Here is a 15,176-nt window from a genome sequence, read left to right on the forward strand (position 1 = left end):
GCTTGTTTCTGACTCGGTGTCAGATTTGGTCTTCCGGTCTACTGGAACGTGTTCTACCGTGCGCCGCATGGGCATCGCCATCACGCAGGAACAGCGGGAACTCGCGGACGCCGCGCGCGGTTGGATCGCGCGCGCCGTACCGCCCGACGAGGTGCGCAAGCTGCTCGACGCCCCGGCCGCCCCCGGCCACCGCCCCTCCTACTGGGACGGTCTCGCCGGTCAGGGCCTCCTCGGGGTGCACCTCCCCGAGTCGTACGGCGGCGGGGGCGGGACCCTGCTCGATCTCGCGGTGGTCGTGGAGGAGGCGGGGCGCGCGGCGCTGCCCGGGCCGTTCGTCGGCAGCGTGCTCGCCGCGGAAGTGCTGCGCAGGGCGGGGCGGCGTGAGCTCACCGGCGCGCTCGCCGAAGGGGAGCGGATCGGCGCGGTCGCGTTCGGGCCCGGCGGGCTCAGCGCCGTCGCGGGCCCCGACGGGCTCGTGCTCGACGGCGTGGCGCCGCCCGTCCTCACCGGCGCCGATGCCGACCTGCTGGTCCTCGCGGCGGAGAGCGCCGACGGCGTGGTGTGGTTCGCCGCCGACGCCGAGACCTCCGGCCTCACCGTGCGCGCGCACGAGAGCGGCGACCCCACCCGGCCCACCGCCGAGGTGACGGCGACCGGCGCCGTCGTGCCCGCCGACCGGGTCCTCGCCGTGGACGGCACGCTCGTGCGCGACCTGGCGGGTGTGCTGCTGGCCGCCGACGCCTGCGGCACCGCGGCCTGGGCGCTGCACGCCGCGGCCGAACACGCCAAGGTGCGCGAGCAGTTCGGGCGGCCGATCGGGCAGTTCCAGGGCGTCAAGCACTTGTGCGCGGACATGTTGGTGCGGGTGGAGCAGGCGGCTGCGCTGGCGTGGGATGCGGCGCGGGCGCTCGATGAAGGGGAGGGGGAGGGCGGGAGTGACGGCGCCGGCGAGGACGTGCGCGGGCTTGTCGCCGCGCTCGCCGCGGGGACCGCGCTCGACGCCGCGTACTCCTGCGCCAAGGACTGCATCCAGGTCCTCGGCGGCATCGGCTTCACCTGGGAGCACGACGCCCACCTCTATCTGCGCAGAGCCGTCGTCGCCCGCCAGCTGCTCGGCGCGGGGGACGCGCACCGGCTGCGCGCCGTGCGGCTCGCCGAGTCCGGCGTCCGCCGCGAACTGCGGTTCGCGCTGCCCGCCGAGGCGGACGGGTACCGGGAGGCGGCCCGGGGTGTCATCGAGGGGGCGCGGGGGCTCGACCCGAAGGCCGCGCGGCGGGCCCTCGCGCCCACCGGGTACGCGGCGCCGCACCTGCCGGCCCCGTACGGACTCGGCGCCGGGCCGGTCCAACAGCTCGCCGTGCAGCAGGAGTTGAAGGCGGCCGGGGTGAAGCTCAGCGACCTCGGCATCGCCACGTGGGTCGTGCCCTCCCTCATCTCGTACGGCACCCAGGAGCAGCGCGACCGCCATCTCCCGGCGACCCTGCGCGGCGAGACGCTCTGGTGCCAGCTGTTCTCGGAGCCGGGCGCGGGCTCCGACCTCGCCTCGCTGCGTACGAAGGCGGAGCGGATGCCCGACGGGCGGTGGCGCATCAACGGGCAGAAGGTGTGGACGAGCGCCGCGCAGTGGGCGGACCACGGCATCCTGCTCGCCCGGACCAACCCGGACGCGCCCAAGCACAAGGGCCTCACCTACTTCGTCCTCGACATGAAGAACACCGAGGGCATCGACATCCGGCCGCTGCGCGAGATCACCGGTGACTCCCTCTTCAACGAGGTCTACTTCGACGACGTGGTGCTGCCCGCCGACGCGGTGGTCGGCGAGGTCGACGACGGCTGGCGGGTCGCCCGGCACACGCTCGGCAATGAACGGGTGCACATGGCCGACCAGTTGACGTTCGACACGGGTCTGGAGGCGCTGCTCGCACGGTCGGGCGACCTCGACGGCGCGTACCGGGCCCGCATCGGCGCCCTCGCGGCGGAGGCGCATGCGCTCGGCTGCATCGGACTCCGTACGACCATGCTTCAGGTGGCAGGGGAGGAACCGGGGGCCGGTGCCTCGGTGCGGAAGCTGGTGCAGACGCCGCACCAGCAGAAGGTCGCGGAACTGGCCCTCGAACTCCTCGGCCCGTCGGGGGCGCTTCGTGAGGGGGCGGGAGAGCGGGCGCTCCACGGGTTCCTGCTGTCGCGGTGCCTGACGATCGCGGGTGGGACGACGCAGGTGCAGTTGAATGTGGTGGCGGAGCGGATCCTGGGGTTGCCGAGGGACTGAGGTCACCCGGCGGGGCTCCGCCCCCCACCCCGCTGGCTCTCGTTCGAAAGGCGGGGCTTGAAAGCCGTAGCCTCGCCCCGTGGAACTGAAACACCTCACCGGATTCGTAGCGGTAGCGGAAGAGTTGCACTTCGGGCGGGCCGCGGAGCGGTTGCACATCGCCCAGTCGCCGCTCAGTCAGCAGATCAAGCTGCTGGAGCGCGACCTGGGCGTGAAGCTCTTCGACCGGACCACCCGCACCGTCCGCCTCACCTCCGCCGGGCAGGCGCTCGTGGAGCCGGCCCGGCGGCTGCTCGCGGATGCCTCCGCCGTGCACAGGACGGTGCGGGCCGCGCACCTGGGGGAGGTCGGGAGGGTTTCGGTGGGGTTCGCCGGGGCCAGTAGTTATGCGGCGCTGCCGTTGCTCACCAGAGCTGTCACCTCGCAACTGCCCGGGATCGAGCTCGTGTTGGAGGGGCAGACCTACAGCGGCGAGGCGCTGCGCCGGGTCACCGACGGCACGCTCGACATCGGCTTCGTGGCGCTGCCGGTGCGGCGCGGCATCACCGCCCGCGTCGTCCGCATGGAGCGCCTCGTCCTCGCCCTGCCCGACAGCCACCCCCTCGCGGACCGCGCCGAGGTCCCCGTGCGCGCGCTCGCCGACGAGCCCATCGTCACCTTCCCGCTCTCCCGCGAGTCGGCGGTGCGGGACGCCATGGTGCAGGCGTGCCACGACGCCGGGTTCGCGCCCCGGATCGCGCAGGAGGCCCCGGACTCGTACAACATGCTGGCGCTCGTCGGCGCGGGTGTGGGCGTCGCCGTCGTCGTCGAGTCGGCGCGCAACATCCACCTGGAACATGTGGTGTTCCGGCCGCTGGCCGGGGACGAGGTGCCGGTCCTGCCGATCGCGCTCGGCTGGCGCAGCGGCAACCCGTCGGCGGCGTTGCAGGCGGTGCTGCGGGTGGCACAGGAGGTGCTGCCGACACCGGAGGACGCCCCGGCGGCTTCGGACTCCGGGAGCTGATTGCGCGCGATCGCAGCTCAATCGGACCCGGAATTGGTCTTGGACAGCGCCTAATGCGTGAGGGCAGAGTGATCTGCGTCTCGCGACGGAGCGTGCACGGGCCTCGGTGTCCGCGCCGGACGGGCGGGACCCGCCGCACCGAGAGGACGCTCGCATGCCGCACGACGCCCCCGCCCCGAACGAGGTCCCCGCCGCCGAGTCGGCGGCGCCCGCCCCCGATCCGGCCCCCGATCCGGACCTCGCCCGGGATGCCCGCCGCGCCGGGGTCACCGCGTTCGTCGGCACCACCATCGAGTGGTTCGACTTCTACATCTACGGATCGGCCTCCGCGCTGGTCCTCGGCAAGATCTTCTTCGCCGACGCCTCGCCCGCCGTCGGCACGCTCGCCGCTTTCGCCACGTTCTGGGTCGGCTTCCTCGCCCGCCCCCTCGGCGGACTGATCTTCGGGCACTTCGGTGACAAGTACGGCCGCAAGAAGGCCCTGATCACCACGCTCACCATGATGGGCGGCGCCACCTTCTGCGTCGGGCTGCTGCCTGGCTACGACCGGATAGGCGCCGCCGCGCCGATCCTGCTCGTGCTGCTGCGGATGATCCAGGGTGTCGCGATGGGCGGTGAGTGGGGCGGCGCCGTGCTCATCGCCACCGAATACGCGCCGCCCAACCGGAAGTTGCTGTACGGAGCGTTCGCCCAGCAGGGCTCGCCGGTCGGCAATCTGCTTGCCACGCTCGCCTTCCTCGGCATCGCCCAACTCCCGGACGCGGCCTTCGAGTCGTGGGGGTGGCGGGTGCCGTTCCTGTTCTCGGCGGTGCTTGTTGCTGTTGGGCTCTTCATTCGGTTGAAGCTTGCCGAGACGCCGGAGATGCGGGCCGCGCTCGCCCGCAACAAGCCGGTCAAGCTGCCCATCAAGACCGTGCTGAGTCGCTATCCGCTGCTGGTGTTCCTGGGCGTGCTCGCGGGGACCGCCGGTGTCGCCATCACCTACGTGAAGACGACGTTCGCGTTGTCGTGGGCCACGTCCGACCTGGACTTCGACCGGTCGACGTTCCTCACTGTCATCGCGCTCGCGCTCGTGGTGCAGGTGATTGTGCAGCCCTTCGGTGCGGTGCTGGCGAGCAAGTGGCCTGTGCGCAAGGCCGTGTTGTGGATGCTGATACCTGAATTCGTGGTGCTGCCGGTGATGTTCGTGCTGGTGGGAACGGGCAACTTCTGGCTTGCCGTTCTGGGGATGGGGATCGCGACCTTCCCGCATGCGATGTACTACGCGGCGCTTGCGGGGATCCTTGCGCGCGTCTTCCCGGTCGAAGTCCGGTACACCGGGATGTCGTTGTCGTACCAGCTGTGTACGACGCTCTTCGCGGGGACCGCGCCGATCGTCTCGCAGTACCTCTTGACCTCGTTCGACTCGATCTGGCCGGTTGTTGCGCTTGGGCTGGCGTACACGGGGATCACGCTGGCGGGTGTGCTGCCGTTGTTGGCGCGGACGGGCGAGAACGCCGCGGGTGACCGCGACGCCACGGGGCTCCGCCCCGGACCCCGCTGCTCAATCACCGGCGGGGCTTGAAAGAGCGGGGCTCCGCCCCGGACCCCGCTCCTCAATCACCGGCGGGGCTTGAAAGAGCGGAGCTCCGCCCCGGACCCCGCTCCTCAAACGCCCCTGGAGCTCGAAAGATCGGGGCTCCGCCCCGTGCCCCGCTCCTCAATCGCCGGAGGGGCTTGATTGGCCCCGCACCCCGCTGCTCAATCGCCGCAGGGGCTTGATGTGGACCTGGAGGTTCCATGAACTACGCCGACCGTGATCCCGTCCTGCGTCCCGCCCTCGGGCGTGTGCTGTCCGTCGAGGATCGTGAGCGGGTCGAACCGCTCCTCGTCGAACTCGGTGAACTCGCGGCCGGCGAGCTCGACCGGCAGGCCGCCCTCGCCGACGCCAACCCGCCGCGGCTCGTCCAGTACGCCCCCGACGGCACCCGGATCGACGAGGTCGACTTCCACCCCGCCCACGACAAGGTGGCGGCCATCGCCTACGAGCGCTTCGGCCTCGCCGCGATGTCCCACAGGCCCGGCGTCCTCGGCTGGCCCACCAAGGTCCCGCACACCGTCAAGTACGCGCTGTCCTACCTCTACGTACAGTCCGAGTTCGGCATGGCCTGCCCGCTGTCCATGACCGATTCCGCCGCCCGCATCCTGCGCCTCTTCGACCCCGAGCGGTACGCCGACGAGATAGCGGCTCTCTCCTCCACCGATCCCGAACTCCGGTCCACCGGCGCGATGTTCATGACGGAGAAGCAGGGGGGAACGGACGTAGGGCTGACGGAGACCGTCGCCGCCGAGCAGGGCGACCACTGGACCCTCACCGGCAAGAAGTGGTTCGCCTCCAATCCGTCCGCCGATGTCATCCTCACCCTCGCCCGTGTCCCCGGGCAGGGGGAGGGGACGCGCGGGCTCGGCATGTTCCTCGTGCCGCGGCTGCGCCCCGACGGCACGCGCAACGCCATCCGCATCGACCGGCTCAAGGACAAGCTGGGGTCGCGTTCCATCGCCAGCGGCGAGGTGACACTGGACGAGGCGTACGCGACGCCCGTCGGTCAACTGACCAACGGTTTCCGGCAGATGGCCGAGATGCTCAACGTCTCCCGCCTCTCCAACGCCATGCGCGCCACCGCCCTGATGCGCCGCGCCGTCCGCGAGTCCGTCGACCACACCCGCGTGCGCGAGGTCTTCGGCAAGCCCCTCTTCGACCAGCCGCTCATGCGGGCCACGCTGCTGCCGATGATCCTCGACACGGAGGCCGCCCTGCACCTGGTGCTGGAAGCCGCGGCCCGGCTGAGCGCCGCCGATGACGGTGCCGCCGAAGGTGAAGAGGGTGTCGCCCGCGCGCTGGTCCGCGTCCTCACCCCCCTCGCCAAGCACACCCTGTGCAAGCGCGCCCGCACCGTCACCGGCGAGGCCATGGAGATCCGCGGCGGCAACGGCTACATCGAGGACTGGGTCAACCCGCGCCTCGTCCGCGACGCCCACCTCGGCTCCATCTGGGAGGGTTCCTCGAACGTCATCGCCCTCGACGTCCTGCGCTGCATGCGCCGCCAGAGCGCCCACATCACCCTCGCCGACACCTACGGCGACCGCCCCGCCACCGCCGAGCGCTGGGAGACGCTGCGCAAGAGGGGCGACGAACTCCTCCAACTCCCGCAGGACGAGCAGGAGATGAGGGTCGGCCGGTACGCCGACGAGCTCACCCGCGCCGTCATGGAGACCCTCTTGTACGACCAGGCCGACCACGAGGCCCGTACGTCCGGTGACGGCCGCGCCCTCCTCGTCGCCCGCGCGTACACGGCGCTCGCCGACGACCCGGCCGCGCTGCCCCGCACCGCTCTGGACCACTTCGCCGCGCTGGCCGACGGTGGACAGGTCCCGCTCGCCGATCTCCAGGAGACCCACCGTGCCTGAAACGCGTGACACGCCCGACACGCCTCTGAGCGGCATGAAGGTCGTCGACCTCTCCAAGATCCTCGCGGGTCCGTACGTCACCATGTCGCTCGCCGACCTCGGCGCCGACGTCATCAAGGTCGAGCACCCCGAGGGCGGCGACCCCACCCGCTCCTGGGGCCCGCCCTTCAACGGCCCCGACGCCACCTACTACTTGGCGGCCAACCGCAACAAGCGCTCGGTCGCCCTCGACCTCAAGTCGGAGGCGGGGCAGGACGCCGTGCACCGGATGCTCGCCGGCGCCGACGTCATGGTGGAGAACTTCCGGCCGGGGTCGTCGCTCGCCCGGCTCTTCGACTACAAGGAGCTGAGCGCCCGCTATCCGCGCCTGGTCATCCTGCACATCTCCGCCTTCGGCGACACCGGGCCGCTGCGCGACGAACCCGGCTACGACATGGTGGCGCAGGCGTCGGCCGGACTGATGTCGCTGACCGGTGAGCCGGACGGGCCGCCCGTCAAGGCCGGTTACGCGATGGGCGACCTCGGCGCCGCCCTCTTCGGCCTCATCGGCGTGAACGCGGCCCTCGTCGAACGCGAGCGAACGGGCCGCGGCCAGTACGTCACGACCTCCCTCTACGAGTCCCAACTCGCCCTGCACATCAACTGGGCCACGGGCTACTTCGCGACGGGCGAGCGGCCGGGGCGCCTCGGCTCGGGCCACCCCAGCCTCGTCCCGTACCAGGCGTACCGGGCCGCCGACGGGCACTTCGTGATCGCGGTCGGCAACGACGCGCTCTTCCGGCGCCTCGTGACCGCCCTCGGCCACCCGGAGTGGGCGGACGACGAGCGCTTCGCGAGCAACCGGGACAGGGTGGCGAACCGTACGGCCCTGAACGCCAAGCTGGAGTCGGTCCTCGTCGACGAGTCGGTGGCCCACTGGGTCGGCCTGCTCAAGCCGCTCGGCGTGCCCGTCACGGCCATCCGCACCCTCGACGAGGTCTACGACTGCCCGCAGACGGCGGCCCTCGACATGGTGCAGAAGGTCGACCACCCGGACGTGGGGCCGTTGCAGCAGGTCGCGTTCCCCGTCACGTTCCGCGGCGCCCGCCCGGCGGTGCACTCCGCGCCGCCGACGCTGGGGCAGCACAGCAGGGAGGTGCTGGCCGAACTCGGTTATGGGGAGGGCGAGATCGAGGGTCTGCTGGGTCGCTGAGACCGATCCATGGGGTCACCCTCTTAGGTCAACGCCTGAGGCCCCTTCCGTTGGGCGGCCCACCCTGCCAGTATCTGACGCATCGTCAGTTAATGGCAGGAGGGCTCGCAGCCATGAAGTCGTACATAGTCGGCGTCGGCATGACCAAGTTCGAGAAGCCCGAGACCCGGGACTGGCAGTACTGGGACATGGTGAAGGAGGCGGGAACGGCGGCGCTCGCGGACGCCGGTATCGCGTACGCGGACGTCCAGCAGGCCCCCGTCGGCTACTGCTTCCAGGCCTCGACGGCAGGCCAACGGGCCGCGTACGAACTGGGGTTGACCGGCATCCCCGTCTACAACGTCAACAACAACTGCGCGACGGGTTCGACCGCGCTGATGATGGCGCGGCAGTTCGTCGAGGGCGGGATCAGCGACTGTGTGCTCGCGCTCGGCTTCGAGAAGATGCAGCGCGGCGCGCTGGGCGGCGGCGCCGACGGAGGCGACTTCAAGACGTCGCCCGTCGCCCGCCACTACGGCATCATGGCGGCCCGCCACGGCTTCGAGATGTCGCCGCCCACCGCCCAGATCTTCGGCGACGCCGCGCGCGAGCACATGGAGCGGTACGGCACGACCGAGGCGCAGTTGGCGGCCGTGGGGGCGAAGAACCACCGCCACTCGGTGAACAATCCGTACGCCCAGTTCCAGGACGCGTACTCGGTCGACGAGATCCTCGCCGCCAAGACCATCCACAGCCCGCTGACCAAGTTGCAGTGCTCGCCGACGTCGGACGGGGCGGCCGCGGCGGTCGTGGTCTCCGAACGCTTCGTCGAGGAACGGGACTTGGGCGACAAGGCGGTCGAGATCGCGGCCCAGTCGATGACGACGGACACCGAGGAGTCCTTCGCGTCCGGGTCCTGCATCGACGTCGTCGGACAGCCCATGTCGCGGGACGCGGGCCGCCAGGTCTACGAGGCGTCGGGCCTCGGCATCGAGGACGTGGACGTCGTCGAGCTGCACGACTGCTTCTCCATCAACGAACTCCTCACGTACGAGGCGCTCGGCATGTGCGCGGAGGGCGAGTCCGGCAAGCTCGTCGAGGCGGGCGCGACGACGTACGGCGGGAAGTGGGTGGTGAACCCCTCCGGCGGCCTCATCTCCAAGGGGCACCCGCTGGGCGCGACCGGCATCGCCCAAGCGGCCGAACTGACCTGGCAGTTGAGGGGCGAGGCGGGCGCGCGGCAGGTGGAGGGTGCGCGGGTCGGGCTCGCGCACAACATCGGGCTCGGCGGCGCGGCGGTGGTGACGATGCTGCGGCGGGCGTGAGGCCCGCAGTCGGGATGCCGAAGACTCCTGAAGACGGGGCCTAGGACCGTGGACCTATGCCCGGCGGCCCACGGCGTCTGCGGCGAAATCCGGATGTACGGGGTGCCGGGCGACTGAGACCATGACACGCATGGCCCAGACTCCCCCCGACGCCGCTTCCGCAGCGGCCTCCGACGACGCGATACGTTCCCGTGGCCGCGCGCCCGCCGCCCCGCCCGCCTGGCTGGTGGTGGCCGTGGCCTGCGCCGGGCAGTTCCTCGTCGTCCTCGACGTGTCCGTGGTGAACGTGGCACTGCCGTCGATGCGCGCCGACCTCGGGCTCAGCGCGAGCGGGCTGCAGTGGGTGGTGAACGCGTACTCGATCGCGTTCGCCGGCTTCATGCTCCTCGGCGGCCGGGCGGGGGACCTCTTCGGCCGCAAGCGGATGTTCCTGGTCGGGCTCGGCCTGTTCACGCTGGCGTCGCTCGCGGGCGGGCTCGCGCAGGAGGGCTGGCAGCTGCTGGCGGCGCGGGCGGTGCAGGGCCTCGGTGCGGCGGTTCTGGCGCCCTCTACGTTGACGATCCTCACGTCGGCCGTTCCGGAAGGGGCCGCGCGGGCGCGGGCCATCGCGACGTGGACCGCCGTCGGGGCGGGCGGCGGCGCGGCCGGCGGGCTCGTCGGGGGCGTCCTCACGGAGGGGCTCAACTGGCGCTGGGTGCTTCTGATCAACGTTCCGCTGGGCGCGGTCGTCCTCGCGGCGGCGGCCCGCTGGATCCGGGAGTCCCGCGCGGGCGGCGAGCGCCGGCTGGACCTGCCCGGCGCGGTGCTCGTGACGGCGGGCACGGCGGTCCTCGCGTACGGCATCGTGCAGACGGAGGAGCAGGGCTGGGGCGATGCCGCGACGCTGGTGCCGCTGGGGATCGCGCTGCTGCTGATCGTCGCGTTCCTGGTGGTGGAGGCGCGTACGAGGGTGCCGCTGATGCCCCTCGGCCTGTTCAAGGTGCGGTCGGTGGCGGTCGCGAACGCGGCGATGTTCGTGTGCGGCATGGGCTCGTTCGCCATGTGGTTCTTCATGACGTTGTACGCGCAGAACGTGCTCGGCTACACGCCGATCGAGGCGGGGCTCGCGCTGGTGCCGAGCTCGCTGGCGGTCGTCGCGGGCTCGAAGTTCGCGCCGCGCCTCATGCCGCGCTACGGCGCGCGGAACGTGGCGGCGGTGGGTGTGCTCGTGACCGCGGCCGGATTCCTGTGGCAGTCGACGATGAGCGCGGACGGCGGGTACGTCACGGCCATCATGCTGCCCGGAATCGTGATGATGGCGGGCGCCGGCTGCGCGATGACACCGCTGGCCTCGCTGGCGACGTCGGGCGCCGCGGCGGGTGACGCGGGTCTGGTCTCCGGCCTGGTCAACACGTCGCGGACGCTGGGCGGTTCGCTGGGCCTTGCGATCCTGTCGACGGTGGCGACGAGTCGCGCCGCGGGTTCGGTGGACCCTGTTGCGCTGACCCGGGGGTATGCGGGGGCGTTTGCGGTGGGGGCGGGGATTTTGGTGGTGGCTGCGGTGGTGGTGCTGGCGGGTATGCGGGGCGGGGAACGGTTGGGGCAATCAAGCCCCTGCGGCGATTGAGCAGCGGGGGCCGGGGCGGAGCCCCGAGACGGCAACCCCGTTACAGCCACCCGTTCTCGGAAGCCGCCCGCAACGCCTCCGTCCGATTGCGCGCCCCCGTCTTCCCGATCGCCGCCGACAGGTAGTTGCGCACGGTCGACTCCGACAGATGAAGCTCCCCGGCGATGTCGGAGACGGTCGCCCCGTCCGCCGCCGCCCGCAACGCGTCCGCCTCCCGCGCGGTCAACGGATTCGGCCCAGCGCCCAGCGCCGCCGCGGCCAGCGCCGGATCGACGACCGTCTCGCCGCGCAGCACCGTGCGGATCGCCTCGGCGAGTTCTTCGACCGGGCCGTCCTTGACGAGGAACCCGGCGGCCCCGGCCTCCATCGCCCGGCGCAGATAGCCGGGGCGGCCGAACGTGGTCAGGATCAGGACCCGGCAGTCCGGGACCTCGTCGCGCAGTTCGGCGGCGGCGTCGAGGCCGCTGCGGCCGGGGAGTTCGATGTCGAGGAGTGCGACGTCGGGGCGGTGTTCGAGCGCCGCGTCGACGATGGCGTCGCCCCTGCCGACCTGGGCGACGACGTCGAGGTCCGGTTCGAGCCCGAGGAGCAGCGCGAGCGCACCGCGCATCATGCCCTGGTCCTCCGCGAGCAGAACGCGGATGCTTTTGGCGGGGCGGTGGTCCTGCGGCATGTCCGTCACGGGGGAGAGGCTACGGCCCGCCGTGCGGGGCTGCGCGGTGGCGGGGCCGGGGGTGGTTCCGGGCCGGAGCCCCGTGGCGTGGGGCTGCCAGGTTCGGGCGGAGCCCAGTGGAGCGGGCTGCTCTAGGACGAGACGCCCCGGGGGTCCTGGGAGAGCCCGGAAGAGGGGAGGGGCGCGTCCGTCGTCGGGAGTTCCGCTCGGACCTCGAAGCCGCCCGCAGGGGACTCGCCCGCCTCCAGGGACCCGCCCGCCGCCGCGAGGCGTTCGGTCAGGCCCTTGAGGCCGGTGCCGCCGACGCCGGGTGCGGGGCCCGCCCCGTTGTCCGTGACCCGGAGCCGGACCAGGTCGTCCGCCCCCTCGATCGCACCCTCGATGGTGATCGTGCAGGTCGTCGCCGCGCTGTGCCGGATCGCGTTCGTCACGGCCTCCCGCACCACCCACCCGAGCAACGCCTCCGTCCGCGCCGACAACGGCGGCCCCGACTGCCGTACGACGGGTTCCATCGCGGCCGCCGTGAGGGCCGACCGCGCCCGGTCCAGCTCCGTGGCGAGGCTGCCCTCCCGGTATCCGCTCACCGCCTCGCGGATCTCGGTGAGCGCCTGCCGGCCGACCGCCTCGATGTCGGTGACCTGTTCGAGCGCCGCGTCGATGTCGCGCGGCGCGATACGGCGCGCGGCCTCCGACTTCACCACGATCACCGAAAGCGTGTGGCCGAGCAGATCGTGCAGGTCGCGGGAGAAGCGCAGCCGTTCCTCGGCCACCGCGTTGCGCGCCAGCTCCTCCCGGGTCGCGCGCAGCTCCCGTACGGTCTCGCCGAGCGAGAGGATCGCCGCGGTCACCATCGTCGAAAGGAACGTGGCGTAGCCGACGGTCGCGCCCACGCTCGGGCTCTGCGCACCGGCGATGGCGCCGCCGAGCGAGGAGAGAACGATGGCGACCTTGGCGAGGTGCCGCCCCCGCATCGCCGCCCCGGCCGCGAGCCCCAGCAGCGGGAAGAACGCCACCCAGCTGCTGCCGTACAGACCCGCGAGCGCGCACGTCACGACGGCCATCGCAAGCAGCGCGAGGCGGGTGGAGAGGGCGTCGCGGGTGGCCGGGACGAAGGACCGGAACGACACGTAGATGTAGAGGGAGTTGAAGGTCAGGAGGCCGAGGCCGCCGACCCAGGGGTTCGGGGTGTCGCCCTGGAGGAGGTTCGAGAGCGCCCCGAGGCCGAGGAGCAGCCAGGGCAGCATCGAGTACCCGTTCACCCGTGCGCCGCCGATGCCGGCGACGGGCCAGTCCTGCTTGCCCGCCCGGTCCCGCCTGTCGCACTCCCGGCCGGCCGCCTTCGTCTTCGATGTCATGCCGGAAGCGTACGAAGGGGCACCCAAGGGAGGGCAGATCCGCTTGTCCCCGGATCAGCAGTACAAATGTCACGGCCGCCGCCAGGCGGGCCCCCACCCACACAGCCGCCCCCATCTGACGTAGCGTCAGAAAACCCGTTCGCGACTCTTCCCAAGCCGACCGCACTTGGCTATACATGGGGATCGCCGGAGGAATGAAACAGGTTCTAGAACCAGTACGCGTACTGGTCTCCGGCCCGTGACGACCTCGGTGCGGCCGACGGTGCGGACGGTCGCACCGAGGTCTTGACCAGCCTTAGGAGCGTTAGCCTCTATGCCCATCGACGCCGCGAAGGCCGTAGCCGCCGAGCCCAGGTCCGCCGAGATCACCTGGGACCACAAGGACATCCAGCTCTACCACCTGGGCCTCGGCGCGGGCGTCCCCGCCACCGACCCCGACGAGCTGCGCTACACGCTCGAGTCGAAGCTGCACGTCCTGCCGAGCTTCGCGACCGTCGCGGGCGCCGGCATGGGCGTGGTCGGCGGCCTCTCCGCGCCCGGCATCGACGTGAACCTCGCCCACGTGCTGCACGGCGGCCAGACCATCGAGCTGCACCGCCCCATCCCGGTCAAGGGCAAGGCCACGACCACCTCGCGGGTCGCCGCCGTCTACGACAAGACGAAGGCGGCCGTGCTCGTCCTGCGCAGCGAAGTCGCCGACGCGGACGGCCCGTTGTGGACCAGTGACTCCCAGATCTTCGTACGGGGGGAGGGCGGATTCGGCGGCGACCGCGGGCCCTCCGCACGACTTGACGTCCCCGAGCGCGCCCCCGACCGCACCGTCGAGCGGGCCATCCGCGAGGACCAGGCCCTCCTCTACCGCCTCTCCGGCGACTGGAACCCGCTGCACGCCGACCCGGAGTTCGCCAAGCTGGCCGGCTTCGACAAGCCGATCCTGCACGGCCTGTGCTCGTACGGAATGACGCTGAAGGCGGTCGCGGACACGGCGCTCGGCGGCGACGTCTCCCGCATCACCCGCTACAGCACGCGCTTCGCCGGGATCGTCTTCCCGGGCGAGACGCTGCGCATCCGCATGTGGCAGGAGCCGGGCCGGGTGCAGGTGACGGTCACGGCCGCGGAGCGCGAGGACGCGCCAGTGCTCGCGGACACGCTCGTCGAGCACAACTGACCACCGGTACAACGACGTACGAAGGAGCCGCACGCCATGCGAGCAGCCGTACTGCAGGAGATAGGCCAGGACAAACTCGAGGTGTTCGACGACGTCGAGACGGTCGGCTTCGGACCGGGCAAGGTGCGGGTCCGGCTGCGCGCCACGGGTCTGTGCCACTCCGACGTCTCCGCGATGAACGGGGTGCTGCCGCAGCCGGCCCCGTTCATCCCGGGACACGAGGGCGCGGGCGAGGTCATCGACGTCGGCGACGGCGTCACGAACCTGACCCCCGGCCAGCGGGTCCTCATGTGCTGGCTGCCCGCCTGCGGCACCTGTCCGGCCTGCAAGCGCGGCCAGACCGAGCTCTGTCTCGCCGGGTTCATGAACGCGGGCACCCCCAACTTCAAGCGCCCCGGCGGCGACGTCTTCGGCTTCGCCGGGACCGGCACGTTCACCGAGGAGGTCGTGGTCAACGCGGCCTGCGCCGTGCCGATCCCCGACGACGTGCCCTTCGACATCGCGGCGCTCATCGGCTGCGGCGTCACCACCGGGCTCGGCGCAGCGATCAACACCGCTGATGTGGCGGCCGGTTCGTCCGTCGCCGTCATCGGCTGCGGCGGCGTCGGCATCTCGGCGATCCAGGGCGCGCGGCTCAAGGGCGCGGCGCAGATCGTCGCCGTCGACCCGGTCGAGTCGCGGCGCGAGGCGGCCCTCAAGTTCGGTGCGACGCAGGCGATTTCGCCCGACGAGCTGGCCGACGCCAAGCAGAACATCACCGGCGGCGAGGGCTTCGACTACGTCTTCGAGGTCGTCGGCAAGTCCGCCACCGCCCGCACGGCGTACGACACGACGCGGCGCGGCGGCACGCTCTGCGTCGTCGGCGCCGGCGCCATGGACGACTTCCTTCAACTCAACATGTTCGAGCTGTTCTTCGACGAGAAGAAGATCCTGCCGTCGATGTACGGGGGCGGGGATGTGCTCCAGTCCTACGAGCGGGCGATCGCGCTGTGGCGGGCGGGGCGGATCGACCTGGAGTCGCTGATCACGCACCGGGTGCCGTTGGCGGAGATCAACGAGGCGCTCGACCAGATGCGGACGGGCTCCGCCCTGAGGACGTGCATCGAGCTGTAGCCACCAGCACCGCCGCGGCTCAAAGACCCGAGAGGAAGCCGAAACG

General features: G+C 71.7%; 11 protein-coding genes. 9 read left to right on the forward strand and 2 right to left on the reverse strand.

The genetic code is table 11. The annotated features are described in order from the left end of the window. Positions 1-67: 67 nt before the first annotated feature. From OG746_RS29505 to OG746_RS29535, 7 genes are all read left to right on the forward strand, one after another. Positions 68-2,269 carry an acyl-CoA dehydrogenase family protein gene (locus OG746_RS29505; protein WP_266720175.1) on the forward strand — a complete coding sequence of 734 codons (2,202 nt, stop codon included), beginning with the start codon at positions 68-70 and terminating at the stop codon, positions 2,267-2,269. Positions 2,270-2,348: 79 nt separating this feature from the next. Next, the gene (locus OG746_RS29510) at positions 2,349-3,272 is read left to right on the forward strand and encodes a LysR substrate-binding domain-containing protein (protein ID WP_266720177.1); all 924 of its coding nucleotides are present in this window, start codon (positions 2,349-2,351) and stop codon (positions 3,270-3,272) included. Positions 3,273-3,426: 154 nt separating this feature from the next. Further along, positions 3,427-4,836, forward strand: coding sequence for an MFS transporter (locus OG746_RS29515; RefSeq protein ID WP_266720179.1), 1,410 nt, complete (start codon positions 3,427-3,429; stop codon positions 4,834-4,836). 215 nt (positions 4,837-5,051) lie between these two features. Next, positions 5,052-6,719, forward strand: coding sequence for an acyl-CoA dehydrogenase family protein (locus OG746_RS29520; RefSeq protein WP_266720181.1), 1,668 nt, complete (start codon positions 5,052-5,054; stop codon positions 6,717-6,719). Then, positions 6,712-7,911: a CaiB/BaiF CoA transferase family protein gene (locus tag OG746_RS29525; protein ID WP_266720183.1), complete on the forward strand. Its 1,200-nt coding sequence runs from the start codon at positions 6,712-6,714 to the stop codon at positions 7,909-7,911. The genes OG746_RS29520 and OG746_RS29525 overlap by 8 nt, the downstream gene beginning before the upstream one ends. A 113-nt stretch (positions 7,912-8,024) precedes the next feature. Next, positions 8,025-9,215, forward strand: coding sequence for a lipid-transfer protein (locus tag OG746_RS29530; RefSeq protein WP_266720185.1), 1,191 nt, complete (start codon positions 8,025-8,027; stop codon positions 9,213-9,215). A gap of 130 nt (positions 9,216-9,345) precedes the next feature. Continuing rightward, entirely contained in the window at positions 9,346-10,821 is a 1,476-nt protein-coding gene (locus OG746_RS29535; protein ID WP_266720187.1) for a DHA2 family efflux MFS transporter permease subunit, read from the forward strand. A 40-nt stretch (positions 10,822-10,861) separates the two neighbouring features. Here the strand turns inward: OG746_RS29535 and OG746_RS29540 are convergent, their stop codons facing one another. Then, complete coding sequence (locus tag OG746_RS29540; RefSeq protein ID WP_266725514.1) at positions 10,862-11,494, reverse strand: response regulator transcription factor; 633 nt, start codon at positions 11,492-11,494, stop codon at positions 10,862-10,864. A gap of 131 nt (positions 11,495-11,625) precedes the next feature. Then, positions 11,626-12,849 carry a sensor histidine kinase gene (locus tag OG746_RS29545; protein WP_266720189.1) on the reverse strand — a complete coding sequence of 408 codons (1,224 nt, stop codon included), beginning with the start codon at positions 12,847-12,849 and terminating at the stop codon, positions 11,626-11,628. Positions 12,850-13,162: 313 nt separating this feature from the next. Here OG746_RS29545 and chsH3 point away from each other — a divergent pair, with 313 nt between their 5' ends. Together chsH3 and OG746_RS29555 are read left to right on the forward strand one after the other, a co-directional pair. Beyond that, the gene (chsH3, locus tag OG746_RS29550) at positions 13,163-14,017 is read left to right on the forward strand and encodes an enoyl-CoA hydratase ChsH3 (RefSeq protein WP_266720191.1); all 855 of its coding nucleotides are present in this window, start codon (positions 13,163-13,165) and stop codon (positions 14,015-14,017) included. Positions 14,018-14,053: 36 nt separating this feature from the next. After that, positions 14,054-15,130: a Zn-dependent alcohol dehydrogenase gene (locus OG746_RS29555; RefSeq protein WP_266720193.1), complete on the forward strand. Its 1,077-nt coding sequence runs from the start codon at positions 14,054-14,056 to the stop codon at positions 15,128-15,130. Positions 15,131-15,176: the final 46 nt, after the last annotated feature.

This window comes from Streptomyces sp. NBC_01016, from assembly GCF_026341035.1.
In the GTDB taxonomy this organism is placed as follows: domain Bacteria; phylum Actinomycetota; class Actinomycetes; order Streptomycetales; family Streptomycetaceae; genus Streptomyces.

What these genes read in the sequence shown, in the direction of transcription:
- OG746_RS29505 (WP_266720175.1), top strand. Translation starts at nt 68, where the DNA reads ATGGGCATCGCCATCACGCAGGAACAGCGGGAACTCGCGGACGCCGCG.
- OG746_RS29515 (WP_266720179.1), top strand. Translation starts at nt 3,427, where the DNA reads ATGCCGCACGACGCCCCCGCCCCGAACGAGGTCCCCGCCGCCGAGTCG.
- OG746_RS29520 (WP_266720181.1), top strand. Translation starts at nt 5,052, where the DNA reads ATGAACTACGCCGACCGTGATCCCGTCCTGCGTCCCGCCCTCGGGCGT.
- OG746_RS29530 (WP_266720185.1), top strand. Translation starts at nt 8,025, where the DNA reads ATGAAGTCGTACATAGTCGGCGTCGGCATGACCAAGTTCGAGAAGCCC.
- OG746_RS29535 (WP_266720187.1), top strand. Translation starts at nt 9,346, where the DNA reads ATGGCCCAGACTCCCCCCGACGCCGCTTCCGCAGCGGCCTCCGACGAC.
- OG746_RS29540 (WP_266725514.1), bottom strand. Translation starts at nt 11,494, where the DNA reads ATGCCGCAGGACCACCGCCCCGCCAAAAGCATCCGCGTTCTGCTCGCG.
- OG746_RS29545 (WP_266720189.1), bottom strand. Translation starts at nt 12,849, where the DNA reads ATGACATCGAAGACGAAGGCGGCCGGCCGGGAGTGCGACAGGCGGGAC.
- chsH3 (WP_266720191.1), top strand. Translation starts at nt 13,163, where the DNA reads ATGCCCATCGACGCCGCGAAGGCCGTAGCCGCCGAGCCCAGGTCCGCC.
- OG746_RS29555 (WP_266720193.1), top strand. Translation starts at nt 14,054, where the DNA reads ATGCGAGCAGCCGTACTGCAGGAGATAGGCCAGGACAAACTCGAGGTG.